General features: G+C 69.1%; 11 protein-coding genes and 1 pseudogene. 6 read left to right on the forward strand and 6 right to left on the reverse strand.

The features are described 5' to 3' along the window. The first annotated feature begins 29 nt into the window (after positions 1–29). Entirely contained in the window at positions 30–683 is a 654-nt protein-coding gene (locus tag A3OK_RS0105365) for a hypothetical protein (protein WP_155911956.1), read from the forward strand. Between the two features lie 6 nt (positions 684–689). On the opposite strand, the gene A3OK_RS0105370 is transcribed toward A3OK_RS0105365, so the two are convergent. Next, the gene (locus A3OK_RS0105370; protein WP_019903912.1) at positions 690–941 is read right to left on the reverse strand and encodes a DUF3297 family protein; all 252 of its coding nucleotides are present in this window, start codon (positions 939–941) and stop codon (positions 690–692) included. A gap of 72 nt (positions 942–1,013) precedes the next feature. Continuing rightward, positions 1,014–1,637 carry a CatB-related O-acetyltransferase gene (locus A3OK_RS0105375; RefSeq protein ID WP_026596964.1) on the reverse strand — a complete coding sequence of 208 codons (624 nt, stop codon included), beginning with the start codon at positions 1,635–1,637 and terminating at the stop codon, positions 1,014–1,016. 84 nt (positions 1,638–1,721) lie between these two features. On the opposite strand from A3OK_RS0105375, the gene A3OK_RS0105380 reads away from it, so the two are divergent. Beyond that, a complete protein-coding gene (locus A3OK_RS0105380) occupies positions 1,722–4,055 on the forward strand; it encodes an NADP-dependent malic enzyme (protein ID WP_019903914.1) in 2,334 nt (777 codons plus the stop codon). 107 nt (positions 4,056–4,162) lie between these two features. Here A3OK_RS0105380 and A3OK_RS0105385 read toward each other — a convergent pair whose 3' ends face one another. Both A3OK_RS0105385 and A3OK_RS0105395 read right to left on the reverse strand, forming a co-directional pair. Further along, positions 4,163–5,077 carry a hypothetical protein gene (locus tag A3OK_RS0105385; protein ID WP_026596965.1) on the reverse strand — a complete coding sequence of 305 codons (915 nt, stop codon included), beginning with the start codon at positions 5,075–5,077 and terminating at the stop codon, positions 4,163–4,165. Between the two features lie 397 nt (positions 5,078–5,474). Beyond that, the gene (locus A3OK_RS0105395; RefSeq protein ID WP_019903917.1) at positions 5,475–6,965 is read right to left on the reverse strand and encodes a PAS domain S-box protein; all 1,491 of its coding nucleotides are present in this window, start codon (positions 6,963–6,965) and stop codon (positions 5,475–5,477) included. Positions 6,966–7,147: 182 nt separating this feature from the next. Here A3OK_RS0105395 and A3OK_RS0105400 point away from each other — a divergent pair, with 182 nt between their 5' ends. The 4 genes and pseudogenes from A3OK_RS0105400 to A3OK_RS24530 form a co-directional block, all read left to right on the forward strand. After that, on the forward strand, positions 7,148–8,590 hold the full coding sequence (locus A3OK_RS0105400) for an acetamidase/formamidase family protein (protein WP_019903918.1): 1,443 nt from the start codon (positions 7,148–7,150) through the stop codon (positions 8,588–8,590). A gap of 167 nt (positions 8,591–8,757) precedes the next feature. Beyond that, positions 8,758–9,672 carry a LysR family transcriptional regulator gene (locus tag A3OK_RS0105405; RefSeq protein WP_019903919.1) on the forward strand — a complete coding sequence of 305 codons (915 nt, stop codon included), beginning with the start codon at positions 8,758–8,760 and terminating at the stop codon, positions 9,670–9,672. A 120-nt stretch (positions 9,673–9,792) separates the two neighbouring features. Further along, positions 9,793–10,539, forward strand: a complete 747-nt coding sequence (locus tag A3OK_RS0105415) for a glucose 1-dehydrogenase (protein ID WP_019903921.1) — start codon at positions 9,793–9,795, stop codon at positions 10,537–10,539. A gap of 2 nt (positions 10,540–10,541) precedes the next feature. Next, positions 10,542–10,634: pseudogene (locus A3OK_RS24530) on the forward strand (cupin domain-containing protein); the annotation flags it as partial. Between the two features lie 36 nt (positions 10,635–10,670). On the opposite strand, the gene ppx reads toward A3OK_RS24530, so the two are convergent. Both ppx and A3OK_RS0105425 read right to left on the reverse strand, forming a co-directional pair. After that, positions 10,671–12,236 carry an exopolyphosphatase gene (gene ppx, locus A3OK_RS0105420; RefSeq protein WP_245259316.1) on the reverse strand — a complete coding sequence of 522 codons (1,566 nt, stop codon included), beginning with the start codon at positions 12,234–12,236 and terminating at the stop codon, positions 10,671–10,673. Positions 12,237–12,262: 26 nt separating this feature from the next. Further along, positions 12,263–14,467 carry an RNA degradosome polyphosphate kinase gene (locus A3OK_RS0105425; protein ID WP_081631235.1) on the reverse strand — a complete coding sequence of 735 codons (2,205 nt, stop codon included), beginning with the start codon at positions 14,465–14,467 and terminating at the stop codon, positions 12,263–12,265. Between the last annotated feature and the right edge of the window lie 151 nt (positions 14,468–14,618).

Below are 14,618 nucleotides of genomic sequence, written 5' to 3' on the forward strand. Positions count from 1 at the left end.
CGAGCCGGATCACAGCGATCTTTCGTCCCTTGCTGGATCGTCATGCCGACCTCGTCCATGTCGGCAGCCGCGACCTCTGGATCAGGCCCGTGCGCCACGTCGCATTGCGCGTCATGATCGACGGCACATCCAATCCCGATGCATTCTACCTGAAATGGTCGATGCTCGACCTCTTCACGCCGCTCGACGGCCTGTTCGGCAGCATCGGCTGGTGTTCGGGCAAACTCGGTCGAACGGGTGCGTCGCCATACGCGGTCTGGCGCTGGTCCGATCCGTCGACGGTCGGCGATGCGATATCCGCGATCGAAACCGAGGCTCTGCCGCTCTTGCGCTCGGCGGACAGGCTGGAAACATTCGCCGCGTTCTATCGTGAGAATTTCGAGATCGCTCGGATCGGAGCGCCGGAGGACCGGCTGATCATCGACATCGCCCTCGGCCATCTCGAAGGCGCCCAACGGATCGTGCGGGACCTGCTTCCGCGCTTCAAGGAGGCCAGCCCGAGCTCGGCGTCATACCAAGCCACCCGCACCAAGATCCTCGCCGTCGCCGACCCGCTTCTGGCCGGCGACCGCCCTGCCCTCGCGGCGATCCTCCATGGCTGGGAGGCCGGCAACATCCGGGGCACGAAGATCGAGCCCTATTGGGAGCCGACGCCGTTCCCCCTGGAGAGGGCGCCGGGCTGAGCCGTCTCAGGCGTCCGCGGCATCATCGCGAAAATAGGGTTCCACCGGGCCCTTGAGCTTCACCGTCATCGGGTTTCCGGCCCGGTCGAGGGTCTTGCCGGCCGAGAGGCGGACCCAGCCCTCGCTGACGCAGTATTCCTCGACATTGGTCTTCTCGACGCCCTTGAAGCGGATGCCGATGCCGCGCTCCAGGATGGCCTCGTTGTAGAACGGGCTGTTGGGGTTCACCGCGAGGCGGTCGGGAGGCGTGTCGGACATCGTCTCTGCCTTGGAAGGCGATCGGTCTGAAGGCGATCGTCTGTGTGAGCGTCAGCTGTCCGGGTAAGGGATTCAGGCGCCGCCCGCAACGCCGGCCCCGCGCACGGTGCGCACCGCCGCGATCAGGTCGGTGACTTGGCCGCTCTGGAGCAGCGGCACGAGGGGGCGGATTGCCCCGGGATCGAGCTCCCACCACGCCGTCTCCAGCAGGCCCGCCACCAGCTCCGGGGCGAAGCGGGATCGGACCAGCCGCGCCGGGTTGCCGGCAACCACCGCGTAGGGCGGCACGTCGCGGGCGACGACGGCATGAGCGCCCACCACCGCGCCATGGCCGATGGTGACGCCGGACAGGATCAGGCAGCCCGATCCGAGCCAGACGTCGCTGCCGATGGTGACGCCGCCGCGGGTGGCGTGGTCGTCGGCCGCCGCCTCCACCCCCGGCCACAGCCCGGCCATGGCCGCGAAGGGATAGGTCGTCACCCAGTCGAGGCGGTGCCCCCCGCCGAGAAGGATCTCGACCTTGTCGGCGATGGAACAATACCGGCCGATCGTAAGGTGCTGCCCAGCTTCCGCGAAACGGACTTTCGGGCGGCCGTAGGAGTAGTTCCCGATGGAGAAACCGTACTTTCTCACCAGTTTCGCGAGGTGGAGACGGGTCTCGTTGTGCGGGTTGCGCCCACTCCGCAGGCGGTGCAACAGGGACGTCAACCAAAGCATCCCGGCATCCGGCGGGATAGATCAGCGGCGCCGCAAAGGCCCGCCATTGAGGGAGTGAGGCTCATGGGCGACAACATGTCCGACGATCTCAAATCCGGAGCCCTCGTCTATCACCGCTTGCCCCGGCCCGGAAAGCTCGAGATCCAGGCGACGAAGCCGCTGGGCAACCAGCGCGACCTGGCGCTGGCCTATTCGCCCGGCGTCGCCGCGGCCTGCATGGCGATCTACGAGGATCCGCAGGAAGCCGCCAACCTCACCATCCGCCAGAACCTGGTCGCCGTGCTCACCAACGGCACCGCGGTGCTCGGATTGGGCAATATCGGGCCCCTGGCCTCGAAGCCGGTGATGGAGGGCAAGGCCGTCCTCTTCAAGAAGTTCGCCGGCATCGACGTGTTCGACATCGAGGTCGACCAGAACGACGTGTCGAAGCTCGTCGACGTGGTCTGCGCCCTGGAGCCGACCTTCGGCGGCATCAACCTCGAGGACATCAAGGCCCCCGAGTGTTTCGAGGTCGAGGAGCAGTGCCGGGCGCGGATGAACATCCCCGTCTTCCACGACGACCAGCACGGCACCGCGATCATCGTCGCGGCGGCGGTGCTCAACGCCCTCGAACTCGCCGGCAAGCAGCTCTCCGACGTCCGCATCGTCACCTCGGGTGCCGGCGCGGCGGCGCTGGCCTGCCTCAACCTGCTGGTGTCGCTCGGCGCCCGCGTCGAGAACATCACGGTCACCGACATCAAGGGCGTGGTCCATAAGGGCCGCACCGAACTGATGGACCGCTGGAAGGACATCTACGCCCAGGAGACCGAGGCGCGCACCCTCGCGGAGGTCATCCCCGGCGCCGACGTGTTCATCGGCCTCTCGGCCGGCGGGGTGCTCAAGCCCGAATACCTCGAGAAGATGGCCGAGAACCCGCTGATCATGGCGCTGGCCAACCCCTATCCCGAGATCATGCCGGATCTGGCGCAGGCGAAGCGCCCCGACGCGATGATCTGCACCGGGCGGTCCGACTTCCCGAACCAGGTCAACAACGTCCTGTGCTTCCCCTACATCTTCCGGGGCGCCCTCGATGTCGGCGCCACCTCGATCAACGAGGAGATGAAGCAGGCCGCCGTGAAGGCGATCGCGGCGCTCGCCCGCGAGACCCCCTCCGACGTGGTCGCCCGCGCCTATGGCGGCGAGGCCCGGCCGTTCGGCCCGCGCTCGCTGATCCCGAGCCCGTTCGACCCGCGCCTGATCCTGCGCATCGCCCCCGCCGTGGCCCAGGCCGCAATGGATTCCGGCGTCGCCGGCCGGCCGCTGGAGAACGTCCAGGCCTATACCGACAGCCTCGACCGCTTCGTCCACCGCTCGGGCTTCATCATGAAGCCGATCTTCTCCAAGGCGAAGGAGAACCCCAAGCGGGTCATCTACACCGAGGGCGAGGACGAGCGCGTGCTGCGCGCCGCGCAGGCCATCGTCGAGGATCACGTGGCGCGCCCGATCCTGGTCGGACGCCCGCGGGTGATCGAGACCCGGATCAAGCGCTTCGGCCTGTCGATCAAGCAGGGCGAGCATTTCGACCTGATCGATCCCGAGGACGATCCGCGCTACCGCGACTACGTCGCGACCTATCTCGAGGCCGCCGGCCGGCGCGGCATCACCCCGGATGCCGCCCGCACGCTGGTGCGCACTAACAATACGGTGATCGGCGCCGTCGCCGTGCGCCGGGGCGAGGCGGACGCGCTGATCTGCGGCCTGGAGGGCCGGTTCGAGACGCGCCTGCGGGTGATCCGCGACGTCATCGGCCTCGCGCCGGGCGTGCTCGATTTCGCCGCCATGAGCCTGATCGTCACCAAGGAAGGGGCCTACTTCCTCGCCGATACCCATGTCCGCCCCGACCCGACCGCCGAGGAGATCGCCGACGTCGCGGTGGCCTGCGCCGGCCACGTCTCGCGCTTCGGCCTGACCCCGAAGATCGCCCTGCTCAGCCACTCGGATTTCGGCCAGTCGGATTCCCGTTCGGCCATGAAGATGCGCTCGGCCCTGGGCCTGATCCGGTCCCGCGCCCCGACGCTTCAGGTCGATGGCGAGATGCAGGCCGACACCGCCCTGTCCGAGATCATCCGCGACCGGGTGCTGCCGGGCTCGCCTCTCAAGGGCGCGGCCAACGTGCTGATCTTCCCCAACCTCGATGCGGCCAACATCGCCTTCCAGTTCTCGAAGGTTCTCGCCGACGCCCTCCCGGTGGGTCCCCTGCTGATCGGGCCGGCGAAACCCGCCCACATCCTGTCGCCGTCGGTGACCGCCCGCGGCATCGTCAACGTCACCGCCGCGGCGGTGGTGGAGGCGCAGGCCATGTCCGTCCATCCGACGGCCGTCGAAGCCGAACCGGGGGCGACACCGCTTTCCGAGTAACGCGAACTGCCGGACACGCCCGGCGCGCCGACATCACCCGAAAAAGGCCCCCGAACCGGACGGTTCGGGGGCCTTTTTTTCATCCTCGACCTCTCGGAAGGGTCGGATCAGGCGCGGCGTTCGCCATAGGCGAGGGCCGGGCTCACGGTGCCGAAACGACCGCCGAGGAAGGCGGCCAGGGCCCCCAGCACCAGGGCGAGAGCGCCGTAGAGGGCGCCCTGGGCGGCGGCGCTACGGGTGGCCTCGGCGGCGGCCTGGGCCTTCTTCTTGGCGTCGGCCACGGTCTGCTCGTACTGCTTGCGGTAATCCTGGATCTCGGCCTTGGCCTGATCCGGGGTGATGCCCTGAGCCTTGGCGAGCGCATCGGCGGCGCGGGTCTCGGCCTGGGCCTGCTGGGCGGCATCGCCCGTCAGGTAGGCGCGCACGGCCTGGGCCGCCGCATCACGCAGGGCCGCCGGGTCCTGGCCGCCCGTGGACTGGCGGACCTGGTTCTCGATGCCGTCGAGGGGGTTCGTCAGCTTGGTGAGCGAGGGGGCCGCAGCCTGGGCCGCCGTCTGGGCCGCGCCGCCGATGGCCGATCCGGCCCCGCCGATCACGCTCGAAATGCCGCCGAACGCGCCACCGATGAGGCCGCCGGCCGCCGAGGTGAGCAGGTAGACGATCACGAGGGTGGTCACCGCCCAGGACACCAGGCCGTGATAGCCCGCCGTGCCGGCGGACGGCTTGCCGGAGAGGCGACCGGCCAGGAACCCGCCGATCAGCGAGGCGACGATGCCGGAGCCGACCCACCAGAGGCCGGCGCCGGTGGACAGGCTGGCGGCGCTGGGCGTGTCGGTGCCGGTGGGGTTCAGGGTGGCGAGGCCGATGCCGAGACCGACCATGTTGACGATCATCTGGACGACGAGGGCGGCGACGGCGCCGGCGAAGATGGCGCCCCACGAAACCTGATGGAGCAGGATCGTACGGGTCTCCAGCGAGGGCGCCGTCGAGACGGCGGGGGTGAGGGTCGGTGAGAGGGCCAAGGGCGAATTCCTGAATACGATGACGATGAAGGCGCCGGCGATCGCGCGCACGGACGCCTCCCGTCCTCCGCCGGACCGTGCCGGGGCGGACAAGCCGTTCGTGTCGTCGATCTCCTGAACCGTGATTTCGCCTCCCGGGCCGCGAAGGTCCCGGGATGCAGCGCCCGTCAACGTGCATCCCTCGGAATCGTTCGGACGATCCGGGACAAATCGACCAGGTCACCAATTTGTTTTGGCTAGTCGGCTGAGGACGCTCCGCCGGTCCGCGAATGCTTGGCGGCCTCCCGCACCGGACTCTGACCCGGTCTCGGTGCGTCTCACCGGGGTCCGCCGGACGAAGGCCGCCGCGCCGCCGCGCGGGCGGAGCCCGACGGGCCACGCTCAGCGAGCTACGGTCTCAGCCGGTGAATCCGTTCTCGCGACCCCAGACGATGGCCTCGGCCCGGCGATGGATGCCGAGCTTGCGGTAGAGCGAAGCGACGTGGTTCCGCACCGTGTTGGGCGTGAGCCCGAGCCGCTTGCCGATGGCGGCATCGGCCAACCCCTGGCAGATGAGCCCGAGCACCTCGCGCTCGCGCCGGGTGAGGTCGATGACCGGACCTCCGGCCGGCTTGGCCGAGGCGCGGCGCAGGCGCCCCAGGCGCTCGATGATGCCGCGGCTGAACCACGACGTATCCGCCATCACCGCCTCGATTGCCGAGTACAGGTCCCGCTCCGAGCGTTTCCGGTCGGTGATGTCCTGGAGAACCGCGAGGATGCAGGCCTCGTCGGCGATGGTGACGCGTTCGGCCGAGACCAGACAGTCGCGCGGCGCGAAATCCCTCACGCGAAGACAGGTCTCCAGGCCGAGCACGTGGCCATGCTCGGTCAGGTCCCGCGCGAAGCGCGCGCCTTCCGCCGGGTCGACCCAGAGCGTGCGCAGATCCGAATCGCGAAAATCCGGTTCACGAGGATCCGGTTCGCGCTGTTCGATGCCGTCCTCGGCGAGGACGGTGTCTCCATCGCCGAAGACGCGGGTCATCGCCTCGTTGACGCCGATGATGGCGAAGCCGTCGGCGCGGCACAGGACGGTCGGCACGGGGGTGAGCCGGAAGGCGGCGGCGAAGCGCTCCTCGCTGTGGCGCAGGGCGGCCTCGGCCTTCTTGCGCAATTCGAGATCGGCGAAGGTGAAGAGCATGCACGGCTCGTCGCCGAGCTCGATCGGCTGGCCGGCCACGATGACGAAGCGGGTCCCGCCATCGGGCAGGCGAAGACAGGCCTCCATCTGCGGAATGGTCTCGCCCCGGCTCAGCCGCGAGAGGGCGAGGTCGCGGCTGCGGGCCTCGTTGAGCACGTCGACCTCGCCGATGCTGCGCCCGAGGACATCCTCGCGCCGGTAGCCCGTCATCGCGAGGAAGCCGAGATTGACCTTCACATGGCGCTGGTCCGAGAGGCGGCAGATCAGGGCGGGCGCGGGGTTGGCGGCGAAGGTCCGCTCGAAACGCTCCTCCGCCTCGCATTGCGGCGTGACGTCGGCGAGAACGAGGGCGAGGCAATCCGGCGCACCGGCGGCATCGGTGATCACGAGGCTGCGGATGCGGTGCGTGGCCTCGAAATCCGGCCTGTCCGGTCGACGCACGGTGACGACCACGTCGTCGAAGGCTTCGCCCGCCACCACGCGCTCCATCGGCGTGCGCGCGACGACGTGGTTGTTGCGGGAGCGGAGGACGAACCTCTCGCGATAGGCGCCGATGGTCGCCCCGAGATCGTGGAGGGTCTCGACGCCATGCAGGGCCAGGGCCGCCGCGTTCGCCCAGGCGATGGTCTCGTCGGGCTCGATGAGGATGACGCCCTCGGTGAGGCCGGCGACGATCTGGTGGAGCTGGGATCGGTCGAAGCCCGCCGTCAACGAGGGAGACCACTCTCTGCGGGGGCGCGCGATGCGACCTGCGGGTCACGGACGCGGTGCCGGCACCCCTGGTTCTCGAGCCTGTCCACGGTTCACTCCCCCCATGCCTTGGCCGCCGGATTGCATACAGGATTCAAACCAGATGGCGGAATTCGGGCCGGATGGTGCGACGGGAGAGTTCGATGTGCCTCGGTGACGACCCGAACTGCGCGCATTTCGCCGAGCATCGGCGCCGGTTCCTCGGCGACCTCGCGCCCGAGCGGCGCGCCTTCCTCAAGAGCGGCTTCGTCGCCACCGGGGGTGCCGCGGCGCTCGCGGCGGGCGGCCTGTCCCTCGTCGGTCCCGCCTTGGCGCAGGCGAGCGGCAAGGGCATCGAGCGGACGGCGCATTACCACCTTCAGGCCACCGCCGAGACCGTGCATTGGGGATATTTCTCGAAACTGCTGAAGCCCCAGGTCGAGATCGAATCCGGCGACTACGTCACCATCGAGACCCTGACCCACCACGCCAACGACGATGCCGAGCGCATGGTGACGGGCGATCCCGGCGCCGAGAGCGTGTTCCTTTGGACCAGAGAGAAGAAGGGCGTGGCCCGCCGCGGGGCCGGACCGGAGACCGGCCCGCTCGGACCGGGCGGCGGGCTCGGCGTCCATATCTGCACCGGCCCGGTGGCGATCCGGGGTGCCGAACCCGGCGACGTGCTGGAGGTGCGCATCCTCGACGTGGCGCCGCGCCCCTGCGCCAACCCCGCCTTCAAGGGCCGCAGCTTCGGCAGCAACGCCGCCGCCTGGTGGGGCTATCATTACAAGGACATGATCACCGGCGACCGGCCGCGCGAGGTCATCACCATCTACGAGGTCGACGCCACCGGCGCCCGCGACTGGGCGAAGGCGGTCTACAATTTCCGCTGGCCCGGGGTGACCGATCCGTTCGGCGTGGCGCATCCGACCATCGATTATCCGGGCATCCCCGTCGACCACACCAAGACGAGCCGCAATTTCGACGTGCTCAAGGGCGTGCGCGTGCCGATCCGTCCGCATTTCGGCACGATGGGCCTCGCGCCCAAGGAGGCCGACATGGTGAACTCGATTCCCCCGAGCTACACTGGCGGCAACATCGACAATTGGCGCATCGGCAAGGGCGCGACGATGTACTACCCCGTGGCGGTGCCAGGCGCCCTGTTCTCGGTGGGCGACCCGCATGCGAGCCAGGGCGATTCCGAACTCTGCGGTACCGCCATCGAGTGTTCGCTCACCGGCACCTTCCAGTTCGTCCTGCACAAGAAGGCGGATCTCGCTGGCACGGCGCTCGAATCCCTCGACTTCCCGATGATCGAGACGGCGGAGGACTGGGTTCTCTCCGGGTTCAGCTACCCGAACTACCTCGCCGATCTCGGCCCCGAGGCGCAGAGCGAGATCTTCGCCAAATCCTCCATCGACCTCGCCATGCGCGACGCCTTCCGCAAGATGCGGCAGTTCCTGATGCAGGCGAAGGGACTCACCGAGGACGAGGCGATCTCGCTCATGTCGATCGCCGTCGATTTCGGCATCACCCAGGTGGTGGACGGCAATTGGGGCGTCCACGCCATCGTCAAGAAGGCGATCTTCTCGGAGCGGCCTGCGTAAGGGGCCGAGCTGCATCGAAGGGCCGACATCCGGTCGCCCGGACCCCTTCCCTGAACGTCCGGGGAGTGGGGAACGCACCGTGGCATCCGGTCCCGAAGCGGACGTTCCGCATCCGGTCACGGGCCGGTCCATATTGCTTTCCCGCGAGCAGTCATTTCACTGCCTCGATGCGGATCAATCGACACGAACTGGCCGATCTCGGCACGTTCCTCGCCCTCGCGCGCCATCGCAGCTTCCGGCGAGCCGGACTGGAGCTCGGCGTCAGCCCTTCGGCGCTCAGCCACGCGCTGAAAGCCATGGAGGCGCGCCTCGGCCTGCGTCTCGTCAACCGCACCAGCCGCAGCGTCACGCTCACGGCGGCCGGGGACGATCTGCTCGCTTCGCTGGACGCTCCGTTCGCGGCAATCGACGCCGCGCTCGACGTGCTCAACCGGCACCGGGAGCCGAGCCGGGCCACCGGGCGGATCCGTCTCAACGTGCTCGAACATGCCAGCACGCTGCTGCTCGCTCCGGTGCTGCCGCTCTTCCATGACCGTCATCCGCTGGTGGAGATCGACGTCCGGGTGTCCAACGACCTGCTCGATGTGGTGGAAGCCGGAGCCGACGCGGGCATCCGGTATGGCGGAACGATCCCTCAAGACATGGTGGCGCAGCGCCTGTCGGCCGATCTTCGCTGGGTGGTGGTCGGCGCTCCGGTCTATCTCGACCGGCATGGGACGCCCGATCATCCCCACGACCTTGCGGCTCACCGATGCCTGCGCATCCGCCTCGGCGACGACAGCCTCTACCGATGGGAGTTCGAGCGACCGGGCGAGCCGATCGCGCTCGACGTTCCCGGTGCGGTGACGATCAACAACACGCAATTCGGCCTGTCCCTGGCGGTGGCAGGCGGCGGGCTCGCCTATCTGCCCGAGCCGTGCGTCGCTCCTGCGGTCGCCCGCGGCGAGCTGCGCGTCGTGCTGCCGGACTGGGCTTCCACGGGGGCGGGCTTCCACCTCTACTATCCCGGACGCCGCCAGTTGCCGACCGGGTTGCGGCTCCTCATCGACCTGATCCGCGAGGTCGAACCGCTCGGATCGTAGGGGCCGCTCCCTCCGGCGATGAATGTCGCTCATCGTTCCGTTGAGGCGGGAGTGGCTGATCGTCGGCCGGCGCGACCTCTACGTAAGAGACCACATCGAGGTCAGCGGAGAGAACGAGACATGAGCCGTTTCATCGGAAAGGTCGCCTTCATCACGGGTGCCGCCAGCGGCATCGGCCGCGCCGCCGCCATCGCCTTCGCGACGGAGGGAGCGCGCGTCGCGATCACCGACCGCGCGGAAGCACCGCTGGAACGGCTTCGCGCCGAGATCGAGGCGAGCGGCGGCGAGGTGCTGGCGATCCGCTGCGACGTATCGGCTCCAGAGGAGGTGGAAGCGGCGGTGGCCCGAACCGTCGAGCGGTTCGGCCGGCTCGACTGCGCCTTCAACAATGCGGGCGTGGAGAACAAGGCGTCTCCCGTCCATGAGATCGCCCTCGACGAATGGGACCGTATCCTCGCCATCAACCTGCGCGGCACGTTCGTCTGCATGAAGCACGAGATCGCTCAGATGCTGCGCCAGGGCAGCGGCGTGGTGGTCAACACGTCGTCGGGAGCGGGCGTCCGGGGCGTGGCGGGCGGGGCGAGCTACGCCGCCTCCAAGCACGCCCTCATCGGCCTGACCAAGTCCGCCGCCCTCGACTACGCAAAGGCGAACATCCGGGTGAACGCCGTCCTGCCCGGGAACATCGAGACGCCGATGATGGACCGCTTCACGGGCGGCGATATCCAGAAGGCGATCGATCTCGAGCCGGTCGGGCGGCTGGGCAAGCCCGAGGAAATCGCGGAAGCCGTCCTGTGGATGTGTTCGGATCTCGGCGCGTTCGTGACCGGCGCGGCGATTGCGGTCGATGGCGGCTGGTCGCTCTGAACGAGAAGCACGGGCACGGGGCGACGGCGACCACGGCGATGACGCATCTCGCGATCCAGGAGCGCCTGGACGGCAAGGCCGTGACAGGGATGTGAGATCGGGATCGGGCGGCGTGGACCGGGGCCCGCCCGTCACACCACCGCGATCCGCCCCTCCAGCCCCAGCAGGCGGCCGAGACCGCGGACGCGGTTGAGGAGGCGGTCGCCCGGCAAGGCGGCGAGATCCGACGGCAGGGTCAACGTCACCCGGCCGTCTTCCATGAGGACGGGCAGGCGCGTGAGCGCCCCCTCCATCCCCGCCGAGACCGGGAAGGCGATGCGCAGGAGCGCGCCGAGGAGGCGGGCGCGCTCGAACAGGCGCGGGCCGGCGAGGCTGCGCAGCATCGGGCTCGCCTTCTCGGCGGCGACGCCCTCGTGGCGGAAATAGACCGCCAGGGCGAGATAGGCGCGGCCCGGATGGTCGATGCCGACGAAGGCGGCGTGGGTGATGACGTTGATGCTCTGCTCGCCCCGGTAATCGGGATGGGCGCGCCAGCCGATATCCGAGAGGAGGCAGGCGGCGTGGCGCAGACGGCGCTCGTCGGCGGTCTCCGGCCCGTCGAGGGTGGCGACGAAGCGGTCGGTCCAGGCGATGAGGTCGTTGCCGTGGCCCGGCGAGCGGGCTCGGAGCCGATTGAGTTCGGCCGCCGCCGCGAGGAGCGGGTCGGTCAGGCGGGTGTCGCGGTCGAGCTGCTCGAACAGCAATCCCTCGCGCACGCCGCTCGCCGAGATGGCGAGTTCGCGCGGGCGGCCGACGCGGATGATCTCCTCCAGCACCACGGCGCCGTAGGCGAGGAGGGGCCGGCGTGCCTCGGAGACAGCCTCCACATCCTGCAGCAGGGCGGCGTCGGTGCGTTCGACCACTTCGAGGAAGCTCAACTCGTCCGACGGCTCGATGCTGTAGCCGTGCATGACGTGGAGCGGATATCCGCGCGCGGCCTGATGCAGGCGGGCCAGCGCCCGCCAGGTGCCGCCGACCGCGTAGAAGCTGCGGCCGCGCAGGGTCTCCAGCTGCGGCGCGGCCTTGGCGAGGTTCTCGCGGGCGATCTTGAGGGCCTTCTTCACGGAGCCGCCGGAGAGGTCCTGGAGGGCGAGGCCGCCGAGCGGCATGGTCACGCCCTGCCCCACCGTGGCGCCGCGCACGTCCACCAGTTCGAGGGAGCCGCCGCCGAGATCGCCGACGACGCCGTCCGGCGTATGGAAGCCCGAGATCACGCCGAGGGCCGAGAGTTCCGCCTCGCGCCGCCCCGACAGGAGCTCGATCGGGTGGCCGCAGGCGGCCTCCGCGGCGGCGAGGAATTCCGGGCCGTTCTGCGCGTCGCGCGCGGCGGCGGTGGCCAGCACGAAGACGCGGCCGACCCTCATCGTCTCGCACAGGATGCGGAAGCGGGCGAGCGCGCTGAGGGCGCGCCGGACCGCCTCCTCGTTGAGCCGGCCCGTGCTGAACACGTTGCGGCCGAGGCCGCACAGGACCTTCTCGTTGTAGAGCGGCGTCGGCGCGCGGTTCAGGCCGTCATAGGCCACGAGACGCACGGAATTCGACCCGATGTCGATGATCGCCACCGGTTCCACGCGATCCTGCACGACGCGCTCTCCTTGAGTCGTGAAGCCGATACCTGCACCGCCGATACTGGCCCCGCCGTCACGAGGAAGTCCCATGACCGGCTCCTGCTGGGCTCGTCCGCTCACGGACGCTGAGCTCTGCGGCTCAGCGCGCGCGGACTCGACTTCTTCGAGGACTTGCCCCGGCCGGACAGGCTCGGGTTCGTCATGAAGTACTTGTGCGCGTTGAACGGCTCCTCGCCCTCGGAGGGCTGGACCCGCTCGCCCGCACCCGATGCCAGTACACGCCAGCTCTGCTGGTTGTCGAGGAGGTTGGCGAGCATGATCTGGTCGAGCACCTGCTGGTGCACCGTCTGGTTGGTGATCGGCAGCAGCGCCTCGACCCTGCGGTCGAGGTTGCGGCTCATCAGGTCGGCCGACGAGATCGAGACCGTGGCCTTGGGGTGCGGCAGGCCGAATCCGTTGCCGAAGGCGTAGATCCGCCCGTGCTCCAAGAAGCGCCCGACGATGGACTTGACCCGGATCGTCTCCGACAGGCCGGGGATGCCGGGCCGGAGGCAGCAGATTCCGCGCACCACGCAATCGATCTGCACGCCGGCCGCACTCGCATCGTAGAGCGCATCGATGATCTGGGCGTCGACGAGCGAGTTGCACTTGATCCAGATCGCGGCCGGGCGCCCCGCCTTGGCATGGGCGACCTCGGCCTCGATGCTCTCGATCAGGCGCGGCTTCAGGGTCAGCGGCGAGACCGACATCCGCTCGAGTTCGGCCGGCTCGGCATAGCCTGTGATGTAGTTGAAGATGCGGCTGACGTCGCGGGCCACCGCCGGGTCGGCGGTGAAGAACGACAGGTCGGTATACACCCGCGCCGTGATCGGGTGATAATTGCCGGTGCCGACATGGCAATAGGTGACGAGCTTGTCGCCCTCGCGGCGCACCACCATCGACAGCTTGGCGTGGGTCTTCAGCTCGATGAAGCCGAACACCACCTGCGCGCCGGCCTTCTCGAGGTTGCGCGCCCAACGGATGTTGGCCTCCTCGTCGAACCGCGCCTTCAGCTCGACCAGGGCGGTGACCGACTTGCCGAGTTCGGCCGCCTCGGCCAGGGCCGCCACGATCGGCGAATTCGACGAGGTGCGGTAGAGCGTCTGCTTGATCGCGACCACGTTCGGGTCGCGGGCGGCCTGGGCCAGGAACTGGACCACCGAATCGAACGATTCGTAGGGGTGGTGGACGATGAAGTCCTTCTGCCGGATGGCCGCGAAGACGTCGCCGCCGCTCTCGCGGATGCGCTCGGGGAAGCGGGCGTTGTAGGATTTGAACTTCAGGTCCGGACGCTCGATCCCGACGATCTGCGACAGTTCGTTGAGGGCCAGCATGCCCTCCACCACGAAGATCGCGTCGTAGCCGATCTCGAGCTCGTCGGCGACGAAGGCGCGCAGATCCTCCGGCATCCCGGCCTCGACTTCGAGCCGGATGACGACGCCGCGGCGGCGCTGCTTCAGCGCGCTCTCGAAATGCAGGACGAGGTCCTCGGCCTCCTCCTCGATCTCGAGGTCGGAATCGCGGATCACCCGGAACGTCCCCTGCCCCTTCACGAAATAGCCCGGGAACAGGCGGCCGGTGAACAGCACGATCATCTGCTCAATGGCGATGAAGCGCGCGGTGGCGTCCCCGGCCATGTCGGGCAGGCGCACGAAGCGGCCGAGGACCGAGGGCAGGCGGATGAGGGCGCGCAGGGTGCGTCCGTCGCGCGGGCGGACCATCATCAGGGCGATGCTGGAACCGAGGTTGGACAGGAACGGGAACGGGTGCGCCGGGTCGATGGCGAGCGGCGTCAGCACCGGGAAGACATGGCTGAGGAAATACTCCTCCAGCCAGGATTTGTGCTCGGGGGTGAGGTCGCCAGGCTCGACGAGATCGATGCCGACGCCGTGCAGGTCATGGCGCAGCTCGCGCCAGCGCTGCTGCTGGTCGAGGGCGAGGCGCGAGACTTCCGAGCCGATGCGGGCGAGCTGTTCGGCCGGGCTCAGCCCATCCTGCGACGGCTGGATCAGGCCGGCGCGCACCTGATCGTGCAGGCCCGCCACGCGGACCATGAAGAACTCGTCGAGGTTGTTGGCCGAGATCGAGAGGAAGCGCAGCTGTTCGAGAAGCGGGTGGGTGGTGTTGGAGGCCTCTTCCAGCACCCGCCGGTTGAACTGCAGCCAGGACAATTCCCGGTTCACGAAGCGCTCGGGCGATTCGCGCAGGGCGCGGCCGGCCGCCAGCACGGTCTCGCGCGCCGGAGGTTCTGCATTCGCCCGTGTGGGCACGGTATCCGCCATCACCGTCTCCACCAGGATCGAGTCGGATTCCGCCTCCGGCTCGTCGATCGCGGCCGCGCCTGCCGACGACGGGCTCGCGGCGGATCGAGGCTTCGGTGCAGCCTTCGGGGAAGCCTTCGCCGCCCGGGCCCGAACGGGGGGGCGGCGCCGG

It is taken from the genome of Methylobacterium sp. 77 (assembly GCF_000372825.1).
In the GTDB taxonomy this organism is placed as follows: Bacteria; Pseudomonadota; Alphaproteobacteria; order Rhizobiales; family Beijerinckiaceae; genus Methylobacterium.